22 protein-coding genes and 1 riboswitch are annotated in these 22589 nt (G+C 41.4%); of the genes, 6 read left to right on the forward strand and 16 right to left on the reverse strand.

The genetic code is table 11. From position 1 onward, the window contains the following. Positions 1-106: 106 nt before the first annotated feature. The 8 genes from lolA to AB1401_12380 all read right to left on the reverse strand — a co-directional run bounded on the left by lolA (position 107) and on the right by AB1401_12380 (position 7954). Positions 107-811, reverse strand: a complete 705-nt coding sequence (gene lolA / locus AB1401_12345) for an outer membrane lipoprotein chaperone LolA (GenBank protein ID MEW6616235.1) — start codon at positions 809-811, stop codon at positions 107-109. 5 nt (positions 812-816) lie between these two features. Continuing rightward, the gene (locus AB1401_12350; protein MEW6616236.1) at positions 817-3039 is read right to left on the reverse strand and encodes a DNA translocase FtsK 4TM domain-containing protein; all 2223 of its coding nucleotides are present in this window, start codon (positions 3037-3039) and stop codon (positions 817-819) included. 70 nt (positions 3040-3109) lie between these two features. After that, a complete protein-coding gene (gene uppP / locus AB1401_12355; GenBank protein ID MEW6616237.1) occupies positions 3110-3931 on the reverse strand; it encodes an undecaprenyl-diphosphatase UppP in 822 nt (273 codons plus the stop codon). Positions 3932-3993: 62 nt separating this feature from the next. Continuing rightward, on the reverse strand, positions 3994-4689 hold the full coding sequence (locus AB1401_12360) for a lysophospholipid acyltransferase family protein (GenBank protein ID MEW6616238.1): 696 nt from the start codon (positions 4687-4689) through the stop codon (positions 3994-3996). 159 nt (positions 4690-4848) lie between these two features. After that, the gene (gene ispF, locus AB1401_12365; protein ID MEW6616239.1) at positions 4849-5328 is read right to left on the reverse strand and encodes a 2-C-methyl-D-erythritol 2,4-cyclodiphosphate synthase; all 480 of its coding nucleotides are present in this window, start codon (positions 5326-5328) and stop codon (positions 4849-4851) included. Positions 5329-5390: 62 nt separating this feature from the next. Further along, complete coding sequence (ispD, locus tag AB1401_12370) at positions 5391-6074, reverse strand: 2-C-methyl-D-erythritol 4-phosphate cytidylyltransferase (GenBank protein MEW6616240.1); 684 nt, start codon at positions 6072-6074, stop codon at positions 5391-5393. A gap of 13 nt (positions 6075-6087) precedes the next feature. Then, positions 6088-7179, reverse strand: a complete 1092-nt coding sequence (locus AB1401_12375) for a PIN domain-containing protein (GenBank protein MEW6616241.1) — start codon at positions 7177-7179, stop codon at positions 6088-6090. A 292-nt stretch (positions 7180-7471) separates the two neighbouring features. Continuing rightward, positions 7472-7954 carry a CarD family transcriptional regulator gene (locus AB1401_12380; GenBank protein MEW6616242.1) on the reverse strand — a complete coding sequence of 161 codons (483 nt, stop codon included), beginning with the start codon at positions 7952-7954 and terminating at the stop codon, positions 7472-7474. Between the two features lie 197 nt (positions 7955-8151). On the opposite strand from AB1401_12380, the gene AB1401_12385 reads away from it, so the two are divergent. Then, positions 8152-8301 (forward strand): hypothetical protein, encoded by a 150-nt coding sequence (locus tag AB1401_12385; protein MEW6616243.1) that lies wholly within the window; start codon positions 8152-8154, stop codon positions 8299-8301. A 49-nt stretch (positions 8302-8350) separates the two neighbouring features. Here AB1401_12385 and AB1401_12390 read toward each other — a convergent pair whose 3' ends face one another. The 8 genes from AB1401_12390 to AB1401_12425 all read right to left on the reverse strand — a co-directional run bounded on the left by AB1401_12390 (position 8351) and on the right by AB1401_12425 (position 16277). Further along, entirely contained in the window at positions 8351-9226 is an 876-nt protein-coding gene (locus AB1401_12390; GenBank protein ID MEW6616244.1) for an FAD/NAD(P)-binding protein, read from the reverse strand. 49 nt (positions 9227-9275) lie between these two features. Beyond that, positions 9276-10289 carry a 4Fe-4S dicluster domain-containing protein gene (locus tag AB1401_12395; protein ID MEW6616245.1) on the reverse strand — a complete coding sequence of 338 codons (1014 nt, stop codon included), beginning with the start codon at positions 10287-10289 and terminating at the stop codon, positions 9276-9278. An 11-nt stretch (positions 10290-10300) separates the two neighbouring features. Further along, on the reverse strand, positions 10301-11251 hold the full coding sequence (locus AB1401_12400) for a 4Fe-4S dicluster domain-containing protein (GenBank protein MEW6616246.1): 951 nt from the start codon (positions 11249-11251) through the stop codon (positions 10301-10303). Beyond that, complete coding sequence (locus tag AB1401_12405; GenBank protein ID MEW6616247.1) at positions 11241-11678, reverse strand: hydrogenase iron-sulfur subunit; 438 nt, start codon at positions 11676-11678, stop codon at positions 11241-11243. Before AB1401_12405 ends, AB1401_12400 begins: the two co-directional genes overlap by 11 nt. A gap of 19 nt (positions 11679-11697) precedes the next feature. Continuing rightward, complete coding sequence (locus AB1401_12410) at positions 11698-13668, reverse strand: CoB--CoM heterodisulfide reductase iron-sulfur subunit A family protein (protein ID MEW6616248.1); 1971 nt, start codon at positions 13666-13668, stop codon at positions 11698-11700. Between the two features lie 58 nt (positions 13669-13726). Beyond that, on the reverse strand, positions 13727-14602 hold the full coding sequence (locus AB1401_12415; protein MEW6616249.1) for a CoB--CoM heterodisulfide reductase iron-sulfur subunit B family protein: 876 nt from the start codon (positions 14600-14602) through the stop codon (positions 13727-13729). A gap of 3 nt (positions 14603-14605) precedes the next feature. Continuing rightward, entirely contained in the window at positions 14606-15169 is a 564-nt protein-coding gene (locus AB1401_12420; protein ID MEW6616250.1) for a 4Fe-4S dicluster domain-containing protein, read from the reverse strand. Between the two features lie 178 nt (positions 15170-15347). Continuing rightward, positions 15348-16277, reverse strand: a complete 930-nt coding sequence (locus AB1401_12425) for a radical SAM protein (protein MEW6616251.1) — start codon at positions 16275-16277, stop codon at positions 15348-15350. A gap of 321 nt (positions 16278-16598) precedes the next feature. On the opposite strand from AB1401_12425, the gene AB1401_12430 reads away from it, so the two are divergent. The 5 genes from AB1401_12430 to tsaA all read left to right on the forward strand — a co-directional run bounded on the left by AB1401_12430 (position 16599) and on the right by tsaA (position 22350). Continuing rightward, the gene (locus AB1401_12430) at positions 16599-18146 is read left to right on the forward strand and encodes an AMP-binding protein (GenBank protein ID MEW6616252.1); all 1548 of its coding nucleotides are present in this window, start codon (positions 16599-16601) and stop codon (positions 18144-18146) included. After that, positions 18143-19633 (forward strand): cysteine--tRNA ligase, encoded by a 1491-nt coding sequence (cysS, locus tag AB1401_12435; GenBank protein MEW6616253.1) that lies wholly within the window; start codon positions 18143-18145, stop codon positions 19631-19633. Before AB1401_12430 ends, cysS begins: the two co-directional genes overlap by 4 nt. Positions 19634-19903: 270 nt before the next feature. Further along, on the forward strand, positions 19904-20215 hold the full coding sequence (locus AB1401_12440; GenBank protein MEW6616254.1) for an RNA-binding protein: 312 nt from the start codon (positions 19904-19906) through the stop codon (positions 20213-20215). 403 nt (positions 20216-20618) lie between these two features. Next, positions 20619-21842 carry an ABC transporter substrate-binding protein gene (locus AB1401_12445; protein ID MEW6616255.1) on the forward strand — a complete coding sequence of 408 codons (1224 nt, stop codon included), beginning with the start codon at positions 20619-20621 and terminating at the stop codon, positions 21840-21842. Between the two features lie 40 nt (positions 21843-21882). Beyond that, a complete protein-coding gene (tsaA, locus tag AB1401_12450; protein MEW6616256.1) occupies positions 21883-22350 on the forward strand; it encodes a tRNA (N6-threonylcarbamoyladenosine(37)-N6)-methyltransferase TrmO in 468 nt (155 codons plus the stop codon). A gap of 105 nt (positions 22351-22455) precedes the next feature. Beyond that, a riboswitch (Fluoride riboswitch) is annotated at positions 22456-22521 on the forward strand. Positions 22522-22589: the final 68 nt, after the last annotated feature.

Genomic DNA, 22589 nt, shown 5'->3' on the forward strand with positions numbered 1-22589 from the left:
TGATATACCTTGGCGGATCTGCTTATTATAAGTAATTATGGTTGGAAGTCAGGAACTTACTACTTTTTGAATATAAATCGCAATAAGCATAACGTATGCAAAGTTTTTATTGATTCTGAAGCATCTGCGGAGATTCAATAACCTCAACACCCTTAGGAATAGTGAAGACGAATATTGAATCTGACAATCCTAGGTTTACAACGGGATTTTTGAATTTAATTCGAATAAGGTTTCCATAGAAATCGTTAAAATAGGTCCCCATTACCTGAAAGGTAACTCTGTCTACCAAAAGAAACAGCTCGTTAAGATTCGACTGAGGTTCTTTAGGGACGAGCCTCAACAGATAGCCCTTCTCTCCGTTGTTGAGAGTCGGCTGAACCAACTGGACATCAAAATCTCTCTTGAGGTTCCCCATTCCAGACAGGAAAAAGGTAGAGGTATTTGAACGATACACCTTTGACAGCTCACTTATCATCACCTGTCTATCCTGGGGCATATACATCCAGAGGGTCTTCCCGTCTGTAACAACCTCCTGTTTATCAGGATGATAATAATCCCAACGCAGTTTGCCTGGATTCTTAAAGTATATTTTCCCCTTTGCCACTTGAGTCTTATTAAGGGTTTTCAGGGTAGACTCCTGAATGAACTCGGCTTTAAAGTCCTTTGTTCTCTGATAAACCCCTTGAACCTTAGCAACTATTTCTTCCAGAGGAATACCCAACGTCGGGTTGGGGAAAGAAAGCGAAAGCGTTAATATCACTCCAAAAAGGAGTATAAATCGATAGATTCCCATATATCTCCCATTAGCCATCTTACTCAAAGCTTTCTTATCAAAACCTCCCTTGGTTTAACCCCATCTGATGGTCCAATTACCCCCTCCTCTTCCATCCTCTCAATTATTCTGGCTGCCCTGTTATAACCTATTCTCAGATGTCTCTGTATCATTGAAATTGAAGCCTGTCTTGCATTGGCAACCAACTCAACGGCTTCATCATACTTCTCGTCATATTCATCATCTGTTCTGGAATAGACATCTCCTCTAGGCTCAAGTATACATTGGTTATAATCTGGGTGACTTTGCCCTTTAATAAAAGCAACCACTCTTTTAATCTCTCCCTCAGAAAGATATGCCCCATGAATTCGCTGGAGCTTTGAGGTGCCCGGTAACAGGAAAAGCATATCCCCTGACCCTAGCAGGTGTTCTGCACCGTTTGCATCAAGAATAGTACGTGAATCTATTTTGGACGACACCTGGAAAGAAATTCTGGCAGGAAAATTCACTTTAATTATACCGGTTAATACATCTACAGAAGGGCGCTGTGTGGCAACAATCATATGAATCCCAGCTGCCCTTGCCATCTGAGCTAACCTGGCTATGGATTCCTCCACTTCCTTTGATGAAATCATCATCAGGTCCGCTAATTCATCTATAATCACCGCAATATAAGGTAACCTTTTATGTCGCTCTTTGGATTCAGGTTCTTCATTTAATGAAGAACCCTTCTTCAGGTCTACAACTATCCGGGTGGTGGCTATTGATTCACTCTCCAGCTTCTGGTTATAACGGTCTATATTTCTGACCCCTTTTTCTGCCAGCAGCCGATACCTGCGCTCCATTTCCTCAACTAACCATTTCAATACTGTAGCAGCTTGTTTGGGCTCGGTTACTACCGGGTTTAAAAGATGTGGAATCCCATCGTAGGCTGACAGTTCCAGCCTTTTGGGATCTATCATTATCATCTTTACTTCTTCCGGGGTGGCCTTATACAAAAGACTACATATCATTGAATTTACAGATATACTCTTACCTGTTCCTGTTGCCCCGGCTATCAACAAATGTGGCATCTTTGCAAGATCTGTGACCACGGGGTTTCCGAATATATCCTTCCCCAAAACTATAGTAAGCTTTGAAGTAGCTTTCTGGTAAGTGTCCTGACTAACTATATCCTTAAAAAAAACCGCCTCTCTTACAGAATTTGGTATCTCTATCCCTACAACAGACTTGCCAGGGATAGGAGCTACTATCCGAACACTGATAGCACTGAGTGCCAGTGCCAAGTCATCAGACAGATTTGCTATTCGATTGATCTTAATCCCCGGTGCAGGCTCATATTCATACATGGTTATCACAGGTCCAGGGCTGACTTCTGTAACCCTTCCTTCTACCGCGAAATCGGAAAGTTTTTTCTCAAGAATCTTGGAATTCATTATTAAGCTCTCTCTATCTACCTTGGCAGTCTTTTGTTCCTGGTCTTCTAAAAGCGATAGGGAGGGTAATTGATAATTACCTTTTGCCTTCGTTAAGTCAAATTCTTTCTGTATCGGGGTCGTTTCTTGATCCTTCCATGAGGAATCAATAATGACAGGGGTTTTAGACCCCCAGGGCATATTCTTTTTTTCTACGGTCGATGATTTTCCCCTGGCACGTTTGAGTCTACCTCTGTATATGATAGAATCACTTTTAAAACGCTCCAACATATTCGCTAATAACCCTGTGATTTTATTTACAAGCCATACAAAAGACATGTTTGCGCTAATCATTAAAGAGGATATAAAAACTAAAATGAGTAGCGTATAAGCCCCCATTTTATTAAAGTATCTTATTAACTCACTGACCAAAACTCCGCCTAAAACTCCTCCCGCAATGATTGGCTGGTCAAAAAAATTTATCTGAGTAAATCCCATGCTTAAAATTCCGGTTGTTGATAATAGCAAGAAAACAAAACTTATCAACTTGTATAAATTGAATTTGACCTCTTTCCTGACAAACAACCGGAAAGAAACGACAAACAGAATAATCGAAAAGAGATAAGAAGCTAAACCAAAAACCTGTAAAAGACCATCAGATAAATAAGCCCCAACAACCCCCCACAGGTTATTAACCTTAGTTAAGTTAGGGGCATAGTTATTAAATGATGGGTCTGCTGGATCATAAGATATCAGGCTGGAAGTGATGAAAACAGTTACGGCAAAGATTATTAATCCAAAGACTTCCCTTATTATTCTGTTTTTAGAGATGAAAGATACTATCTTATTCATCTCACCTCCAATTTGGCTGCTAGTTTTATATTAATTTAGAAACGAGAACTTTTAAAACATATCATAGAGATTAACCAAAGGCTATAACTACTGATCCAAGAAGCCAGCAGTAATAAGCAAAGTATCTCAGCTTCTCTTGCTTTAGGGTTCTGATCAAGAATTTTATGGCAAGAATACCTGTTAGCATAGCACTCAGGGTGCCCAAAAGATAGGCTGGAATTTCACCAGCCTGGATATGAGATGCCTGTGGAATCTCCAGTACGATTGCACCAAGTACTGCAGGAATGGACAGTAAAAAAGAAAATTTTGCAGCATCTTTTCCATCGATCTTTCTGAATAAGCCGGTAGCTATTGTAGAACCTGATCTGGATATACCAGGCGTAATGGAGAGTCCCTGAACAAAACCAATAAATACAGAATCTTTAAAAGTTAAAGAGCTTACTTTCCGCTTTCTTTCTTTGACACGGTCAGCAATGGCCAGAAGAATACCAGTTACAATCAGCATGCAGGCAGTTAACTTTACGGAAGAGAACAATATCACAACGTAATCCTTAAAGAAAAACCCTAAAATTGCAGTGGGTATGGTTCCGACAATAATCAATAATCCCAGTTTCCGCTGTGAGTCATATGAGTTACAATCAACATTTTTACGGCTCCCTGGCGCATCCACCTTAGTGATAAATGACCTCAGAATACCGATAATATCCCTCCAATAATACATTAAAACAGCAAATAATGTTCCCATATGCAACAAAACATCGAATAGAACCCCTGGCTGATTAAACCCCTTTAAATAATGCTGCGCTATAACCAAATGGCCTGAGCTGCTAACAGGCAAAAATTCTGTTAAACCCTGAAGGATACCAAGGGCAATCGCTTGAAGAACAGTCATTAAAGTTTCCTCTTGAAACGAGAGCTAGCATCAAAAATCCCCATCACTCAGAAAGACACATTTTAGGAAAGATTCCTGCTGATTACTTCATGTACTCTATAAATAAGGTTTCCCCTGTCCTTTAATCCTAAATTAAGGGTCTCTATAGGTTTATCAATTATAATCTTAATATTTCCAGGACGAACCTTCCTGGTACCCCTTTGCATAACCTTTCCAGTACCTGTCAGTGTAATCGGGACTATGGGAATTTTAGCCCTCATAGCCAGAGTAAACCCTCCTTTTTTGAAAGGTTGGAGCATCCCATCATAACTCCTTGTTCCCTCAGGAAAGATCATAATCGAAGCCCCCTTTTGTATCTTGGCATGGACATAGTCCATACCACCCAGGGTATTACGGGGATTAAATTTATCAATGCTTACACAGCCTGCTAAGACCATTGCCCACCCCAAGAAGGGAATCCTGAATAACTCTTTCTTTGCTATCCATGTAAAATGAAGAGGCAGCGTAATTAATGCAAGAATATCATAAATGCTCTGGTGATTTGCCATAAATATCTGGGGTTTATCCTTAATGATATTCTCAAGTCCACTTACCTGAAGTTTCACACCACTGGTATAGAGATTCAATCTGCCCCATATATTAGCATAAAACCTGATTGCCCTGCCCTCCTTATCAAAGGGGAGGCTTAAAGCAATTACGAATAGAGCTATTATAGTAGAAAGAGTAATCACGGTCCAAAAATAGACTGTCCTGAGCAATTTAGTTATTCCCTAATACTCTTTTTTTACCTTACAACAGCTGGCTTAAGCCTGCTGTTGAATTTCTTTTTACCAACAGCAAGCTTAAGCTTGCTGTTGGACCGAGAGGGGCAGTAACACTCTCTTATTTAAGTTTCCTCTGTTAGGCAATCTATGGTTCTAAAACTCAACAGATATCACCGAGACCACTGCATAGGCAGCTATCCCCTCCCCCCTGCCAGTAAAACCCAATCCCTCTGTTGTGGTAGCCTTTACATTAACTTTCCTGGCATCAATCTCTAATGCCTCGGCAATGTTTTCCTCCATCCTGGGTATGTATTCAGCCAACTTGGGATTCTGGGCCACTACGGTGCAATCAATGTTGTTTGTCCTGAACCTTCTCTCTTCTTTTAAAATTTTTACCACACGCAGTAACTCTAAACTGGATATACCCTTAAATTTCAGATCACTCTCAGGAAAATGCTTACCCAGGTCCCCTGCTCCGATAGCTCCAAGTAAGGCATCACAAATAGCATGAAGGAGAACATCGCCATCAGAATGTCCCAGTAACCCTTCTTTATAAGGTATCTCTACACCACCCAATATAAGCTTCCTGCCCTCTACCAATTGATGAACATCATAACCAAAGCCTACTTTCATAATTCAGCCTCAAACCTCAAATTAATGTGGGTAACCATTCAGTCTTACAATACTGTCAACTGTCAATTTTTAAGAAGGGCCTCAGCTATAATCAAATCCTCCGGTGTTGTAATTTTGATGTTCTCATAAGAACCCACTATGATTTTAACCTTTACCCCTAAAAGCTCTACCAAGGATGAATCATCAGTTCCGCAAATATTATTTTGAGAGGCATTTTCGTAAGCCCTCTTTATAATATCATACTTAAATGTCTGAGGAGTCTGGGCAAGCCAGAGCTTATTTCTATCCAATGTTTCTATTATTTCTCCATCAGGAGAAATGGCTTTAACCGTTTCTTTTATTGGAATAGCAACTACAGCTGCATTATATTGGAGGGTCTTTGATATGCATTCATCTATGAGTTGAGTGGTAATAAAGGGGCGAATGCCATCGTGTATCATCACTATATCGCACTTAGATTCGATTGCATTCAGACCGTTCCTAACAGAATCGTGTCTTTCAACACCACCTATAACTATCTTGGTAACTTTTTTCAAATTATATTTTTTTACTATATCTTCTCTGCAACGTATTTCCTCTTTTTTGGAAACAACAACATAAACTTCACTGACATTTGTTGAATATTCAAACCTTAAAAGGGTTTGAGCTAAGATTGGTTTATTGCCTATGTGAAGAAATGGCTTATTAATACCTTTACCCATTCTTTTCCCCACACCAGCAGCGGGGATAACGGCAATAACCCTCATGTAATCCTCTTAACTAGTACCCTAAATTATGAACAAGCTCAGCCGGTGCTTCGTCTTTTAATTCAGTAAAAATCATCCTCCCAGCAGTAGTTTGAAGAACACTGGTTACAGTTACCTCAATGTTTTTCCCCATATGCTTTTTAGCATTATCTACTATAACCATAGTACCATCATCGAGATATGCCACCCCCTGCCCTGATTCCTTACCCTCTTTCAGTATTCTGACATTCATAACCTCACCCGGTAGAACCACGGGTTTGAGAGCATTTGCAAGTTGGTTTATATTTAAGACAGAGATCCCCTGAAGTTCTGCCACCTTGTTCAGGTTGAAATCATTAGTAATAACCTTTGCGTTCATTTCTTTAGCCAGGGCTACCAGCTTAGTATCGACATCCTTTATCTTTGGAAAATCATGTTCGACAATTCTCACATCAAGGTCGACCTGTTTTTGCATCTTATTCAAAATATCTAAACCTCTCCTGCCCCTGGTTCGCTTAATTGAATCAGAAGAATCGGCAATATGCTGTAATTCTTGAAGAATAAATTGGGGTATTATAAATGTTCCCTCAATGAAACCAGTTTCACAGATGTCAGCTATTCTGCCATCTATTATCACACTGGTATCTAAGATTTTAGGACTTTCTCCCAAAGGCTGTCTTTTATAAAGCTTCGCTAAATCAGAAAGATGGAATTCTTCTCCTTTTTTGCTTCCTATCTTTAAGCCTAAGTAGCCGATAATAAAATTTGTTAATATATGAACTAAAAGACCGCTTATCTGCCCTTTAAGTAACCCAAGTAAAAATATATACGAAAACAGGTTTGCTATAATAAGACCAGCGATTAACCCTATGCATCCTCCGATTATAGCCCTCAAAGGATACCTTACAATGCGTTGTTCTAAGATAAGAATTACGGCTGAAATGATTGAACCTAATATTGCTCCCCACAATGCCGGGTAAACAGAATTCAACAACTCATAAGCAGCATAGTAACCAACAGCCGAGCAGAATAAAATCAAAAAAATACGTAAAACAGTAGTACCCATATTCAATGTCACCTCCCTTCCTATGAATTTTGATAATTGACGGCTTCGTAAAAAGTCCATCTGTCCGCCTGAGGCGGATTCCGCTGCATTCTCAGTCATTGCAGCGTACAGGTAAGTACGCCTTATTCCTTCGGATTTACGCGCCTTGCATCTGGTCCGCCTCTGGCGGATTACCGTGCCGTCTGATTTTTGACTTTTTACGACTTCATCATAATGGGTAAGCTATGTTAAAGTTAGATTCTGTACATGAAAATCAGCCATTCACCCCTCTCCTGCGGGCAGGGATAAATGGCTAGGCTAAAAATACTTTGAATTTAGACAAGATGTAGTATACGCGTATAAGGGCAACATCCTAACAATTAAAAATACTCATAATGTTATCTTCTATTATCTTTTCAGAACTATTTTGAGCGATGGAGAGTTCTTTTACCAAAAGGTTCCTGGCAGCATCTAACATCTTTCTTTCTCCAAAAGAAAGGTCCTTTTCTAATTTTAAGATGAAGAGGTCTCTGAGAACCTCGGCAACCTCAAATACTGAACCGCTCTTAATCTTCTGCATATACTCACGATATCTTCTATTCCATGTTTGATTTTCAATCTCAATATCCTTCTTTTTTAATATGTCGTATACTTTGGGAACTTCTTCCAGGTGAATCACCCTTCTTAAACCAACCATTGCAATATTATTTATCGGAATCATTATAGTCATATCACTGTCTAATATCCTGAATATAAAGAATGTCTGTTCATTATCGAAAATCTTTTTGTTCTCGATAGACTGAATAACCCCTACGCCATGGGAAGGATATACTGCTATATCTCCAATCTTAAACATCCGATAGTACCTACCTCTCCTTTCATTGTTTTTTTTAAAAATTTAACACATTTTAGCGATATAGTCAATAAAATTATTGCCAAAGGACGATTCCTGTGAACTAAGCTTGATGACTTCTTAAAGGGTGAATTTACGTACAAAAAACTAGGAACTTTTCAGAACAAACGAAACACTCATGATACTACGGATCACAAAGGATGATGAAAATCTGTTCCTGGCAGGTTCAGGAATTGCTGCCAGGACAGCCTATCCGCCTCTGGCGGACTACCATGGGTGGTAATCTTATAATCAGCAGGACAGGCGTCTCGCCTGTCAGAAACGTATTCTCAGATGAAAAGGATGAGTGATTGTGTTGTTAGGTTTGAAGATCGGGACTGACTGTAAAAGGACTGAAGGTTAAAACTCATCAGAAAGGAAATTACGGATCTGGTCACATGTAAAGACAGGACCATCTTTACATACGTATATATTTCCAATGTTGCATCTTCCACATTTACCTATACCGCATTTCATTCTCATTTCCAGGGTGGTTATTATCTGGTCATTGGTGAATCCCAATTTTTCTAACGATTGCAGTGTAAACTTTATCATTATGGGAGGACCACAGGTAATAGCTACGGTATTCTCTGGAGAGGGACTTATCTCTTCTAAAACTGGCGGGATAAGTCCCACTCTGCCGGTCCAGCTATCATCTCCCCTGTCCACAGTGGTATACATATTCACTCTATCATCTTTCTCCCATGCCTCTAAGTCATATTTGAAAGATAGGTCTGCCGGGCTTCTTGCACCGTACAGGATAACTATGTCCTTGTAAATATTACGGTTATCAAGGACATTCCAGATCAAAGACCTCAAAGGCGCCAAACCAATCCCTCCACCAACAAAGACAAGATTCTTGCCCTGAATCAAATCTAAAGGAAACCAGTTCCCATATGGTCCCCTAAAACCTATCTCGTCTCCTTCCTGGAGTTCATGGATAGCCTGGGTTACTTTTCCTACCTTCATTACACTAAATTCCAAGTGGTCCATCCTTGTGGGACTTGAAGATATACAGAAGGTGGCTTCTCCTATCCCAAATACAGAGTATTCAGCGAACTGTCCGGATTTAAATCCGAATTGAGCCTTCTGGGTTTCGTCCTTGAAATTAAAATGAAAGGTTTTAATATTCTGGGTTTCCTGGATTACCTTTTCAATCCTCATCACATGAGGCACATAGACGTTTCCCTCTTCCATTACCGAATCGTTTTTATCCTTTTTAGCTTCAACTATCATGGAATAAAGCTCTCCTCTAAAAATACGCTTTTATTAAAAATAGGAGGCATTAAATCCCTCCTATTATCTCCGTAACATCCACATTCACAGGACATTCTCTTATGCACCTTCCACATCCCGTACAGGCTATGGCACCGAAATTCATAGGATAATATTCAAACTTATGGTGATACCTCTGTCTCATTCGCCTCCATTTTTCATGACGGGGGTTCTCCATAGGCATTCTGGTAAACAATGGAAACTTACAGCTATCCCAGCTTCTGACCCTTTTGCCTTCCTTCTTCCTATTTTCATCATTTATATCAAAGCAATGACAGGTTGGGCATACATAGGTGCATATGCCGCATGCCATGCATTTCTTTGACACCTTCTCCCAATACCCCCTGTTTTCAAAATTTGACCTCATCTTCTCCTGTAATCCAGACAAGTTTATCTCTCTGGCTATTCTCTCTTTTGCCGATTTTCTCAGCTCTTTTGCCTTTGATTCTTCCTCACTGCCAGCACCAGAGAGCCCACTCATCCTTGACAAGAGATTATTCCCTCTCTCGGATATAGGCTCTATTAAAAGGCTATCGCTAACATCCGTACACAGTATATCTACATCTTCAGACTGCCCTGGAGAGATGTCCATGGAGGCACAAAAACAGGTATCGCAAGGTTCGTTACAGCCCAAACCAATAAGGAGACTATTTTCCCTTCTTCTGAGGTAATAAGGATCCCTGTAGGTATCGGCAAATAACATATCTATGATCTTTAAAGCCCTGGAATCACATGGCCTTATGCCAAAGACAATCTGCTGCCCTCTATCAGGCATTAACTCCTCTATCGCATATCCATCTTCCCCCTTACGAAAACGAAACATCTCCTCTACAGGGGGGAAAAAAAGGGCTTTGGGGGGTATAACCGTATTCTTATACCAGTCAAGAAAATCCGTATTTTCACCACCCCAGGTACTGAAAGCTACCTGTCCTCCTGACCGGGAAGGCAAAACTACTGCATAGTCTTTCCTCAGTTCCCTAAGAAACGTATTTAGTTGGTCTTTTCTGATCTTCTTATAGCCCATAGTTATCTCTCTTATTTAATAAATTCCTCTGGATCTGTAGCTTCATAATGGGTAAAGACCGGGGAAGCATCCTTGTCCACACCTGTCTCATGATTGAAAAGACATTTGACCTCTTCCACCATCTTCCTCTGCAAACTTCTCAAAGGGATCCCCACAGGGCACGACCGTTCACATTCTCCACAGTCTGAACACCTTCCTGCAACATGGAGGGTCCTTATCAATTGAAATACGAGATTGTCCTGCCAACTTCCGTATGTAGCAATCCATTGCGGGATGTTTACATCGACAAAACATCTTTCGCAGAAGCATGCAGGACAAACATTTCTGCAGGCATAGCAGCGAATACATTTACTGAACTGTTCCTTCCAATACCTCCATCTCTCCGGAGCATTTATACCTTCAAATTCTTTTATCTTTTTCAGACTCTTTTCTATTTGAACTCTTGGAGATACTTCACTGCCTAAGAGCATGTCGTATTCGAGAGGCGTTGGGTGCTCACATCCAAAACACTTGTCAAAGATCACATCTCTAAAGGGAACTGTCTTTTTCGAACCATCCATTTGTAGAATAAGGTTATCGCCTTCCTTATCTATCTCCTTTACCTGATCAATATCTGCACCTATTTGTTCCTCTAATTTCTTTATATCAACAACTCCCTCGCAGGGGATTCCCAATATTACCATTTCATCCCTGTTTACTTTATTGTCCTGCATCAGGCTCACAAGAGACCGGGAATCACAGCCCTTTACTACTATCCCTAACTTCCCTTTTATCTCAGTAGTATATCTGCACAGATTATTTACTATAAAAGGATTAATAACCAGACCTTCAAGATCATCTTCTCTATTCGTTATCAATGGGGAAGTTCTAAACTTAACGGTTCCCTTTCCATACCCCACTATGTAGTCAACTTTACCTTCCTTTAAGAGCTTCCTGGCCTCTTCTTTTAATCTATTCTCCATCTTTTATCTCATCCTTAAAAAGTCTGTTAGGGCCTACCTTCCTCACTCCCTCCACAAATTCCTTTACTACCTGAGCCATTTTAGGCCCTTCAGATGCAGCAACCCAGCTAAATTGAACCCTCTCCGGTTCAATCCCAACGTATTCAAGGAGCTTCCTGGTCACTGCAAATTTTCTTCTTGCATGAAAATTCCCAGACTGATAATGGCAATCTCCCGGGTGGCAACCAGAAACCAAAACACCGTCAAGCCCGTTTTGCAGTGCCATTAGAATAAACATAGGGTCTATCCTTCCAGAACAGGGAACTCTTATGATCCTTATGTTATGGGGGTATTCCAGACGAGCTGAACCGGTCAGGTCTGCACCAGCATAACTACACCAGTGACACAAAAACCCCACTACCTTTGGTTCCCATTTTGTCTCTTCCATAATCCAACCTCTTTGTAATTTACTGAGCTACCGCCATCAATTCCTCAAAGATTTGCTCATCAGTCATCCCTTTCAGCATAATACAGGAGGATCTGCAGGTAGAAACACATGCCCCACAGCCATGACACACGCTTTCCAGTACCTTGAGCTGCTTTTTCTTGGTTCCGTCCCGCAGGTTGATCTCTTCCTCCTGGATAGCTTTGTAAGGACAGACATCCATACATGCCTTGCACATAGAGCAGACAGCGGTGTCTATACTTGAGACCAGTGGTTCCAGGGAAAGTTCGTCGCTGCTGAATAGGGCTGCAACCTTTACCGCTGCACCACTGGCAGCAGCAACGCTATCTGGAATATCTTTCGGAGACTGACAGGCACCTGCCAGAAAGACCCCGGATGTGACCGTTTCAACAGGAGCCAGTTTTGGGTGCAATTCCGTGAAGAACCCAAATTGGTCATAAGGTATACCCAGGATTTTGGCTAATTCCTTCGAATCGTGGCGTGCAGTTATCGCTGTAGCCAGCACAACTAAATCCGCCTCTACCTCTACCTGAATGCCTGCCAGGGTATCTGCCCCTTTAACTATTAATTTATCCCCCCGCTGGTAAATCTTTGAGACCCTTCCTCTGATATACAACGCACCATATTGTTCCATTGTCCGCTGCACAAACTGCTCATAGTTCTTCCCCCCTGATCTGATATCCATATAGAATATATTAGTCTGAACGTCATGGATATGTTCCTTAAGCAATACCGCGTGTTTCGCTGTGTACATGCAACAAACATTGGAACAATAAGGAAATCCCTTTTCAGGATCCCTAGACCCTACACACTGGATGAAGACAACATTCTTCGGTTCCTTTCCATCTGACGGTCTAACTATGTGTCCTCCTGTGGGGCCGGCCGGGCTTATCAGCCTCTCCAGCTGGAGGCCGCTAATAACATCCTTAAACCTTCCACCGCCATACTCACCGTAGACACTGGCATCGAAAAGGTCGTACCCCGTTGCTACCACAATGGCACCAAATTTATCTTCAATGACCTCGTCTTCCTGTTCGTAATCTACTGCCCCTGCCTGACAGAGCTTCTGACAAATCTGGCATTTACCCTTGGTAAACATCCTGCAGTGTTCTTTATCGATAACAGGTACATTCGGGACAGCCTGGGGAAAAGGGATATATATAGCCTTTCTCATGCCTGTCTCCATGTCGAATTCACTGGGAACCTTTACAGGGCACTTCTGATAACAGGTTCCACATCCTGTGCACTTCTTCATATCAACGAGACGGGCCTTTTTGCGAATCCTTACATCAAAGTTGCCTATATATCCACTGACTTCTTCAACCTCTGAATAAGTAAGTATCTCTATATTTTCGTTTTGGGATGACTCCACCATCCTGGGTGTAAGTATTCAGGCAGAACAGTCTAAGGTGGGAAATGTCTTATCCAGTTGTGCCATCCTCCCGCCAATAGTCGGAGTCCTTTCCACTAAGGTAACCTTGTATCCAGCCTTGGCGATGTCTATGGATGCCTGCATCCCGGCAATACCTCCACCGATTACCAGTGCCTTTTTAAAAACCGGGCTGGAAAACCGGGTAAGAGGCTGGTTCTTTCGAACCTTGGCTACAGCCATCCTGATCAGGTCTTTAGCCTTTTCTGTTGCGAATTCTTTGTCTTTATGCACCCAGGAACACTGCTCCCGAATATTGGCCATCTCGAGTTTGTACCTGTTAAGGCCGCCTGCCTCTATACACATCTGGAATGTTCTCTCGTGCAATCTGGGAGAGCAGGAGGCTACCACTATTCCGTCCAGGTTGTGCTCTTTAATGGCATCCTTGATGATCTTCTGCCCTGGATCTGAGCACATGTACTTATATTCTGTTGCGAAGGCTATCCCATCTTCTTTTGCCAACTCTTCAGTAATTTTTTCTACATCTACGATGCTTGATATATTCACACCGCAGTGACAGATAAATACTCCAATTCTTGACACAGTGACACCCCTTCTTTAGATTGGGGACTTTGAAGGGATACTTTTCCAAAGCCCTTTTTTATATCAAATCCTTTTCCTTTAATAGATTCTTTGCGCTAACAATATGCTTATCAATCCCAAGTTCCTTATAGCCCATTCCCATAGCTATACCCATCAATTCGGAGATAAATAAAACAGGTAAGGAATAATTAACACCATATTTCGAAGCTATCTGTGACTGTCTCATATCCAGGTTGGCAAAACACAAAGGACAGGCAACAACGATACAATCAGCATCAGCAAACCTGGCTGCTTTAAGGATTTCGTTGCTCAATCTCAAGACAATATCCGTTCTATCCAGGGCAAAACTGGCGCCACAGCACTCCGTTTTGTGAGAACAATACGGCGATTCTGCCCCCAGTGCCTCTATAATCTCCTCCATTATCGTGGGATTTTCTGCATCAGGGTCAATAGTCACCAGTTCTGGAGGCCTTGTCAAAAGACAACCATAATATGATACAGCCTTTAACCCCGTTAAAGGCTTCATCACATTTTCCTTTATTTTCTCTACACCAAACTCCTTCGAGATAAGATCCAGGAAGTGGATAACCTTAAGAGTCTTATTATAAGGCTCTCCAACTATTTCGCTTATTCTATTCAATATCTCAGGGGCTTTTTTCATTGTCTCATGGGCAACTTTAAGGCGATTGTAACAGGCAGAACAAGTGGACATTATGCTATCCAGACCTTGTTTCTCAGCCAGGGCTAGATTTCTGAAGGGTAATGCCAGAGCCAGTTCTTCACTGGTAACGTGGGCTGGCGAGGCACCACAACAATTCCAATCTCTTACTTCTTCCAGTTTCAATCCTAATCTCTCACAAACCTTCTTCGTGGAAATATCGTATTCCTTCGCTGTGCCATGAGAGGAGCAGCCTGGATAATATCCGTACACCATAATCTATTCCCCTTTGCCCAAAAACGCCCTTGATTTCTCAAAGATGTTTTTCATCACATCAGTCCCTTTTATTCTATCACTGGTAAGGGATATCTTTCCCTTCATAAATAACTTCTGGCCTATATCAGCATCCTTAAAAAACTGCCTGGTTTTTAAATTATACATCATAGCCAAATGTGTTTCCTGTAATCTCCCCTTATTCTTTATACAGTTCAAAAAAATATCATTGAAGTTTACCACATTTGGTTCCTTAGATTGATAACCCTCTTTGCGGGCAAGTATCCTAAGGGTATCCATAATCTTGGCGATGTCTACCCCTTTCGGGCAACGGGTTGTGCAGGTTTCGCAAGAGGCACACAACCAGGGCGTCAGAGAATTCAAAACCTCCTCTTTCAGTCCCAGTTGAATCAACTTCATTATCTGATTTGGGGTATGGCTCATCTCCATAACAATGGGACAACCTGCAGTACACTTACCGCACTGGTAACACGCATATATATCCACATCACTGAGTTCAGATATAGCTTTCCCAAAATTTCTTACATCGGCATTCAATTGGTATATCATTGTTCAACTCTCTTCTGTTAAACTAAAAGTAACCGTTCACGGTTATCGGTTCACAGTTCACGCTTTTTTCAACTGAAGCAAAAAGGGATACTTTTTTAAAACTCTAGTAGACTTTATTTGTAACACGCAAGTTAGGCGTCGTCAAGTAAAAAAATGAACATTCATTCATTTTTACGTTCTAATTCCATCCATCTTTTACTTGGAAATCAGGCAGAAAACCACCATCAACATGGTCGGGATACTGGATCCATCCATTTTCAAAGCCTCTTGATTCTAGGGCACAGTGGTACCCCTCAAATTCCTCATTGGTTAGTCTTCTTCCCAAATCCTCACTATCCAATGCCTTATACCTGGGAAAGTACTGTCCCATAAGACTTATATATATGTCTGTCCCCAGTTCTCTGGCAACCATATCTAAAAGGGAAAAGGATTCTGCACCATTACCTGGAAGTATCAGGTGTCTTACAATAATACCTTTTTTCCCAATATCCATATTGTTCAACTTAAGATTACCAACCTGCCTCTTCATCTCTTTCAAAGCTGAGATGTTATGCTCCAAATAGTTCTCTACTCTGGAATAAGAAGAGGCAGCTTTATTACTTCCGTATTTGGCATCAGTAAGGTATATATCTACTATCCCCTCCAGTAATTTCAAGATCTCTACTTTCTCATAACCGTTTGTATTATATACAATCGGTATCCTCAAGCCATCAGCCTTTGCCGTTGAAACGGCTTTTACTATATGGGGCAAGTATGGCGTTGGTGTCACAAGGTTTATGTTATGACACCCAGAATCTTGGAGTGAAAGCATCTTATTTGCAAGCTCTTCAGGAGACATCCCTTCCCCCATACCCAGTTGACTTATCTGATAGTTTTGGCAGAAGCTACATCTCAGGTTGCAGTGGCTGAAGAATATCGCACCGGAACCTTGGTTTCCTGAAATTGCCGGCTCCTCACCAAAGTGGGAAATCACCTTTGCCACCTTCAAATTTGATCCGGCATTACAATAACCCAATTGGCCAACCCTCCTGTTGACATGGCATTGTCTTGGGCATAAAGCACAATCTTCAAATATTTTATAAAGGGCATCAACTATAGATTCAAACATATGAAAACCCGACAATCCCTATAAACACTTTAAATAAATCAAAAGTCGTGCCAAAGGAGTAAACGTACTTGATAAAACTACAACTACTTGGAAAGACAAGAAAAATTGATAGCCAAGAAACTATAAAGAGAAAAGACTGCATGGACAAACGACCTGTTTGTAAACATTCAGATTCCACTCTGTCAACTGATGATTACGTTACCTAAAGAGATTTATATCAAATGGTCTGGATTTAATTTGACAGCAATTGATCTTATTATATAATGACTCCTCGATGAAAACAAAGAATTTTTATTGGTCAGCAAATTCTCAGGGGGAATCATGAATTTAAATGACGCATTGAAACGCCAGATAGAAATTCAACCTGATAAGGCCTTTCTCTTATTCAGGGATAATGAAATTTCTTACAGCACTTTTGGTAAAAGGGTCAACAGCGTAGCATCTGCATTAAAAAAAGAAGGTGTTAAAAAGGGAGATCGGGTAGCCTTATTTCTCAATAATTGTCCAGAATTCCTCTACGGCTGGTTTGCCATAGCCAGATTAGGGGCAATTATGGTTCCTATAAACGTTGCCTTTAAAGAGAGAGAGGCATCTTACATCTTGGACCATTCTGAGGCAAATACGCTGATTGCCGATTTTGACCTCTACAGAGAAATCATTGAACGAAAGCGTGAGGACTTACCCCACCTAAAGAGCGTCTTCTGTATGGGAAACAACGAGTACCCGAAGACAACCAGCTTCTCCCGTATCATAAATGAAGACAGCGATCTTTTGCCAGAAGAACAATTGACCGGAGATGATGTGCTCTCCGTTATTTATACCTCAGGTACGACAGGTGAACCAAAGGGGTGTGTACTCAGCCATTTCCATTATATCGCCTTTGCAGAAGCAATTAAGGATAACCTCCTTGTAACATCTGAGGACCGCTTTATCTGTGTTCTTCCGCTTTTCCATGCAGGTGCCCAGTGGGTCATCACTACGACGTCTCTAATAACTGGTGCAAGTATTGCCCTTATAGACCGTTTTCGTCCTCGACTGTTCTGGCAACAGGTATGTCAATACAACTGCACGGTATTCCACTGCATAGGGGCGATCCTCGCCTTTTTAGACAAACTCCCGGTCACAGAGTACGAAAAAAATAACACCCTTCGAGTTGTGTTAAGCGCTGGCCATCCTGAGCTTTCAGAGCGACTGGGCAGGAGATGGGGATGTAAGATGCTTCAGGACTGGGGAATGAGTGAAGGGGGGTTAACCATCGAGCATATTAATGGACCCCACAAAAAGGGCTCATGCGGGAGACCCCAGGGTCCCAATGAGATCAAGATATTTGACAAAGATGACAGAGAAGTCCCCTCAGGTACAGTAGGTGAGATTGTTATGAGAGGACCCATGCTCTTTAAAGAATACTACAGAGATGCAGAGACTACGGCAATTTCAATGCAAAGAGGATGGTTCCACACAGGGGATAATGCCTATAGAGATGAGGATAACTTTTTCTATTTTGTCGACAGAAAAAAGGATATTATAAGAAGGAGTGGCGAAAATATCTCTTCTCTGGAGGTAGAAGAAGTGATCCGATCTCATCCAAAGGTAGAGGAAGTGGCTGTCATTGCATTTCCTGATGAGCTTCGGGGCGAAGAGGTAAAGGCATATGTTATCCTTGAAGAGGGAGAGACCCATGAAACTGTTTCACCTACTGAGTTGATCCAGTTCTGTGAAGAAAGGTTGGCATATTTTAAGATTCCCCGATATATCGTATATAGGAAGGATTTCCCAAGGACGTTGACTCACCGTGTGAAAAAAGATGAATTGAGAAAGCTTCGGGAAGGACCAGAAGGATACTACTTCGACAGGAGAAAAACAGAATGACATTGAGGGTATATAACACATTGACAAAAAGCAAAGAGGACTTCGAACCTTTACAGAAAGGCAAAGTGGGCATGTATGTCTGTGGGGTTACTGTATATGACCTATGCCATATAGGTCATGCCCGTTCAACAATTGTCTTTGATGTCATCTTCAGGTATCTCAGGCATAAGGGTTATGAGGTGACCTATGTGAGAAACTTCACAGACGTTGATGACAAAATAATCAACAGGGCAGGAACTGAAAAGGTCAGTTGTCAGGAGATCTCGGAAAGGTATATAGAAGAGTTCAGCAATGATATGAAATTACTCGGGATTGTTCCACCAACTATAGAACCAAAGGCAACAGATCACATCCCCGATATGATAAAGACCATTGAGAAGCTTATTGAAAACGGATATGCATACAGGATAGAAAATGATGTATTCTTTTCAGTAAACAAATTTCATGGGTATGGAAAGCTTTCCGGAAGGACTATCGAGGAAATGTATGCAGGAGCCAGAGTGGAAATCGATGAGAGGAAGGAGAACCCCATGGATTTTGCTCTCTGGAAGGCAAGCAAACCAGGGGAGCCTTCCTGGGATAGTCCATGGGGAAAGGGGAGACCTGGGTGGCATATAGAGTGTTCTTCAATGAGCCAGAAGTATCTTGGAGAAACATTTGACATCCATGGTGGAGGAAAGGACCTCATATTCCCTCACCATGAAAATGAAAAGGCCCAATCAGAGGGGGCTTCAGGGAAACCTTTTGTCAAATACTGGGTGCATAATGGTTTTGTAAATATTGACAAAGAAAAGATGTCAAAATCCCTTGGGAATTTCTTCACCATAAAGGAGATAGTTGAGCGATACCATCCGGAGGTGATTCGTCTTTTCTTGCTCTCCAATCATTATAGAAGCCCTGTCGATTTCTCTTATAAAAATATAGAAGAGTCCAAAAAAGGCCTGGATAGAATATACACCACCCTCAAAAATATAAATGACCTTACAGGGAGTGAAAACGAGGATAAGAGTCTTTCATTGGAAAGCCTGAATGAAATAGAGAAGGAGGTATGTGGAACATTATCCGATCTTCCTGTAAAATTTGAAGAGGCAATGGATGATGATTTCAATACTGCCCTTGCCATCGGTTATATCTATGATGGGGTAAAGGCACTGAACAGATATATAAGCGACAAAAGAGGACTTGCCAGATCCCCGAACTCCATTGGCATACTGAAATATGGAAGAGATACATTAAACAAGATTGGCTTTGTTCTTGGTTTATTCAACACAGACCCGGAGGATTATTTTAAGAAACAAAGGTTAAAAGGAATTTATGAGCTAGAGATAGATGAAAAAGAAATCCTTCGTCTGATAGAAGAAAGGGCAAGTGCCAGATCAGAAAAAAACTGGAATCTGGCAGATGATATTAGAAATCGGCTGACCGAAAAGGGTATTGTTCTGGAAGATGGACCCGAAGGCACAATCTGGAAGATAAAAATTTTATAATACTCTTGTAAAATTGTATTGCAATTTTACAAGATGAGTATAAGTTTGCTGCATCAGGGAGGAGTTAAATTGCTCTTCTGATCGTGGGATGAGATGGGATATACAACAACAGCTTGTACGCGATTTCTGAAACGCTGCGGACGGCCTTTCAGAAACGTGTGACGCTCATTGTTATGCTTTGATAGGAGGTGAAAGCAAATAAATTTTAGAATAGAACAGTTCTATTATTAAACTCTCTAACAAATAAAAAACCAGCAAAAGGAGATTAGAATGAAGATCTATGTAGGAAATTTGTCGTATAAGGTCACCGAAGAGGACTTACGGTTGGCTTTCGAACAATTCGGGCAGGTTGAATCCACCGCTATTATAAAAGACAGGGATAGTGGTCAGTCAAAGGGATTTGGATTCGTGGAAATGCCCTCTAAAGCTGAAGGTCAATCTGCAATTGATGACCTAAATGGCAAAGAGTTGAAAGGAAGAACTCTTAACGTGAATGAGGCTCGTCCTCGTACCGATAGTCGCGGTGGTAAAGAGGGATATGGCAAGCGCAGAGGAGGACAGGGGCGTGGCCGTAACTTCTAATCATCGACATTGAATACATAGAACTATTATCATATAAAATTCGCCTGAACACACTATGCACAAAGACGGGCAGTACCGTACCGCTTGAAACAATTTTTCAGTCTCCGGCATGCATTGTCTGTACCATAAACTATGGTAACTCTGCCCGCGTGTGATGATGGGCGTTATACAGATGTAACCTCATAAACAAAGAAAGGATGCCGCTAATGGTGGTGGCATCAACTACTGGCACAATAGTTTCGGGGGGGGCGAAGCCAGATTCAAGGTCAGTGAGCCTTCTTTTGACCTTTCGGGCCAAGCAGGGCGTTATCCCTTTACACACCCAAACGATGACTTTGTGCAGCCTAGAAACCTCTATCGCAAAGTTTGGGATCCAATATAAGTTAAAAGGGAGGATTTTAGTATGAAATCAGGAAGTTTAGTTAGGTGGCGTAATTTGACAGTTATATTTATTTTGTCGTTTGCATTGCCGTTCATTTTGGGAGGTGAATATGGGTATTCTGAACAAGTAAGGGGTATTACTGGCGACACTATAAAGATAGGTGCCCAGGCCAGTATTACAGGGCCAGCAGCGGACCATTTTACAGCTTGGGTTGGAGCAATGAGGAACTATTATAGGAACATAAACGACCAGGGTGGTATTCACGGAAGAAAGATACAGCTTATAGTAGAGGATACCCGATACTCCATTCCCCTTTCATCAGCTACTTTTAAGAAACTTCTTTACAAGGATAAGATATTTAGTCTCTTTGGTCCTGAAGGAACAGGGCAGACCATGGTTTTAAAAAGACAGATCGAGAAATTAAAAGTGCCGTCTATCGGTATATCTCAGGCTATAAGTTTAGTCCATCCGACGCAACGGTACATTTTCATCGCGGCTACACCTTACGAGAACCAGATTAGTGTTATGTTTGATTATTTGATAAATGTATTAAAACTGGAAAATCCACGAATTGCAGTTGTATATCTAGATGTTGAATATGGAAATGTCTGTCTCAGGGCTGCACAGGAGAGGGCAAGATTCTATGGAATTCAACTTGCTGGTGTAGAGGTTATATCCCTAATGAACATGGATTCTACATCTCAGGTGCTCAATCTAAAGAAAGCTAATGCCGATTACATTATAATTCCAATGTCCTCTGAGTTTGCAATTAATGTCGTCAAAACGGCAAAGAAATTTAAACTAAAGAGCATATTTTTCGGTAATCATTATACCTGTGAGGACGACATTCTTCGCAACCTACCGTTTTCTGTTGACAATTTGATGGGAGTTAATTCTTATAACTCCTGGTATGACAAGAGCCCGGGCATGAATAATTTAAAGAGCATAAGTTATAAGTATCAGCCCGAAATAGATTATCGTATTAGAACATATATGCAGGGTTGGATTTCTTCATTGGTATGGGCAGAGGGATTTAAACGTGCAGGGAAAGATTTAACTATTGAAGGGTTTGTTAATGCCCTGGAAAGTATAAACAAACTTGATACGAATGGAATTTGTGGTCCAATTACATTGGGTCCAGACGACCATGTAGCTGCAGATTATTGTCGAATATACAAGGCTGACCCAGACAAGAAGATGTTGGCTCCAATAACTGACTGGATGATTCCGGCTGCCAAGAAGTAAATAGCTTCGTGTTTTGTTATTGGGACAGGGACAAGACAAAATGATAAAAATGACAGAACCGATTGGTATAATACATTCCCCTTATATGACAAAAGACGAATGCCCGATCCAGCCAGTCTATAGTTCTGGTGTTACGGGTCGTGTAGAAGTCTTTGAACAATATGAGGCAGGGCTAAAGGATATAGAGACATTTTCACACATTTATTTATTTTATCAGTTCGACAGGGCAGGGGAAGTACAGCTGATACGGTCCACTTTCCTGGATGACGAACCACACGGTATATTTGCAACGAGACATCCATGCAGACCAAATGGTATTGGTATGTCAATTGTAAAGCTAATAAGAAGAGACAAGAACATTCTAGAGATAGAGGGGGTAGATGTCCTTGATAAAACTCCTTTGCTTGATATCAAGCCTTACGTACCACGGTTCGACATTATTACCGGCGCAACGGAGGGGTGGGTTGCAGATAAGGAATGGCGACCAAAGCCAGAGGGAAAGGAGTAAGCATGTAATTTGATGGTGCCATTGGAGATATGGAAAGTCTTTTTATTTCCGATCAGAGTCCTTTTTTCTCTTGACAACGGGAGGAGCTTATAATTATTATAATGCAAAATACAAGGGGATGGGGTCCCCCTGATAACCGCCCGGACATGGGCTGATGACTCCTGCCGCTCAGGCTGCTGCAGCGGTGGAGTCATTACTGTACAATAACTAACCCGCTGCAAAGCGGGTTTTTTTGTGCC

It is taken from the genome of Thermodesulfobacteriota bacterium, assembly GCA_040757775.1.
Lineage (GTDB): Bacteria > Desulfobacterota > UBA8473 > UBA8473 > UBA8473 > UBA8473.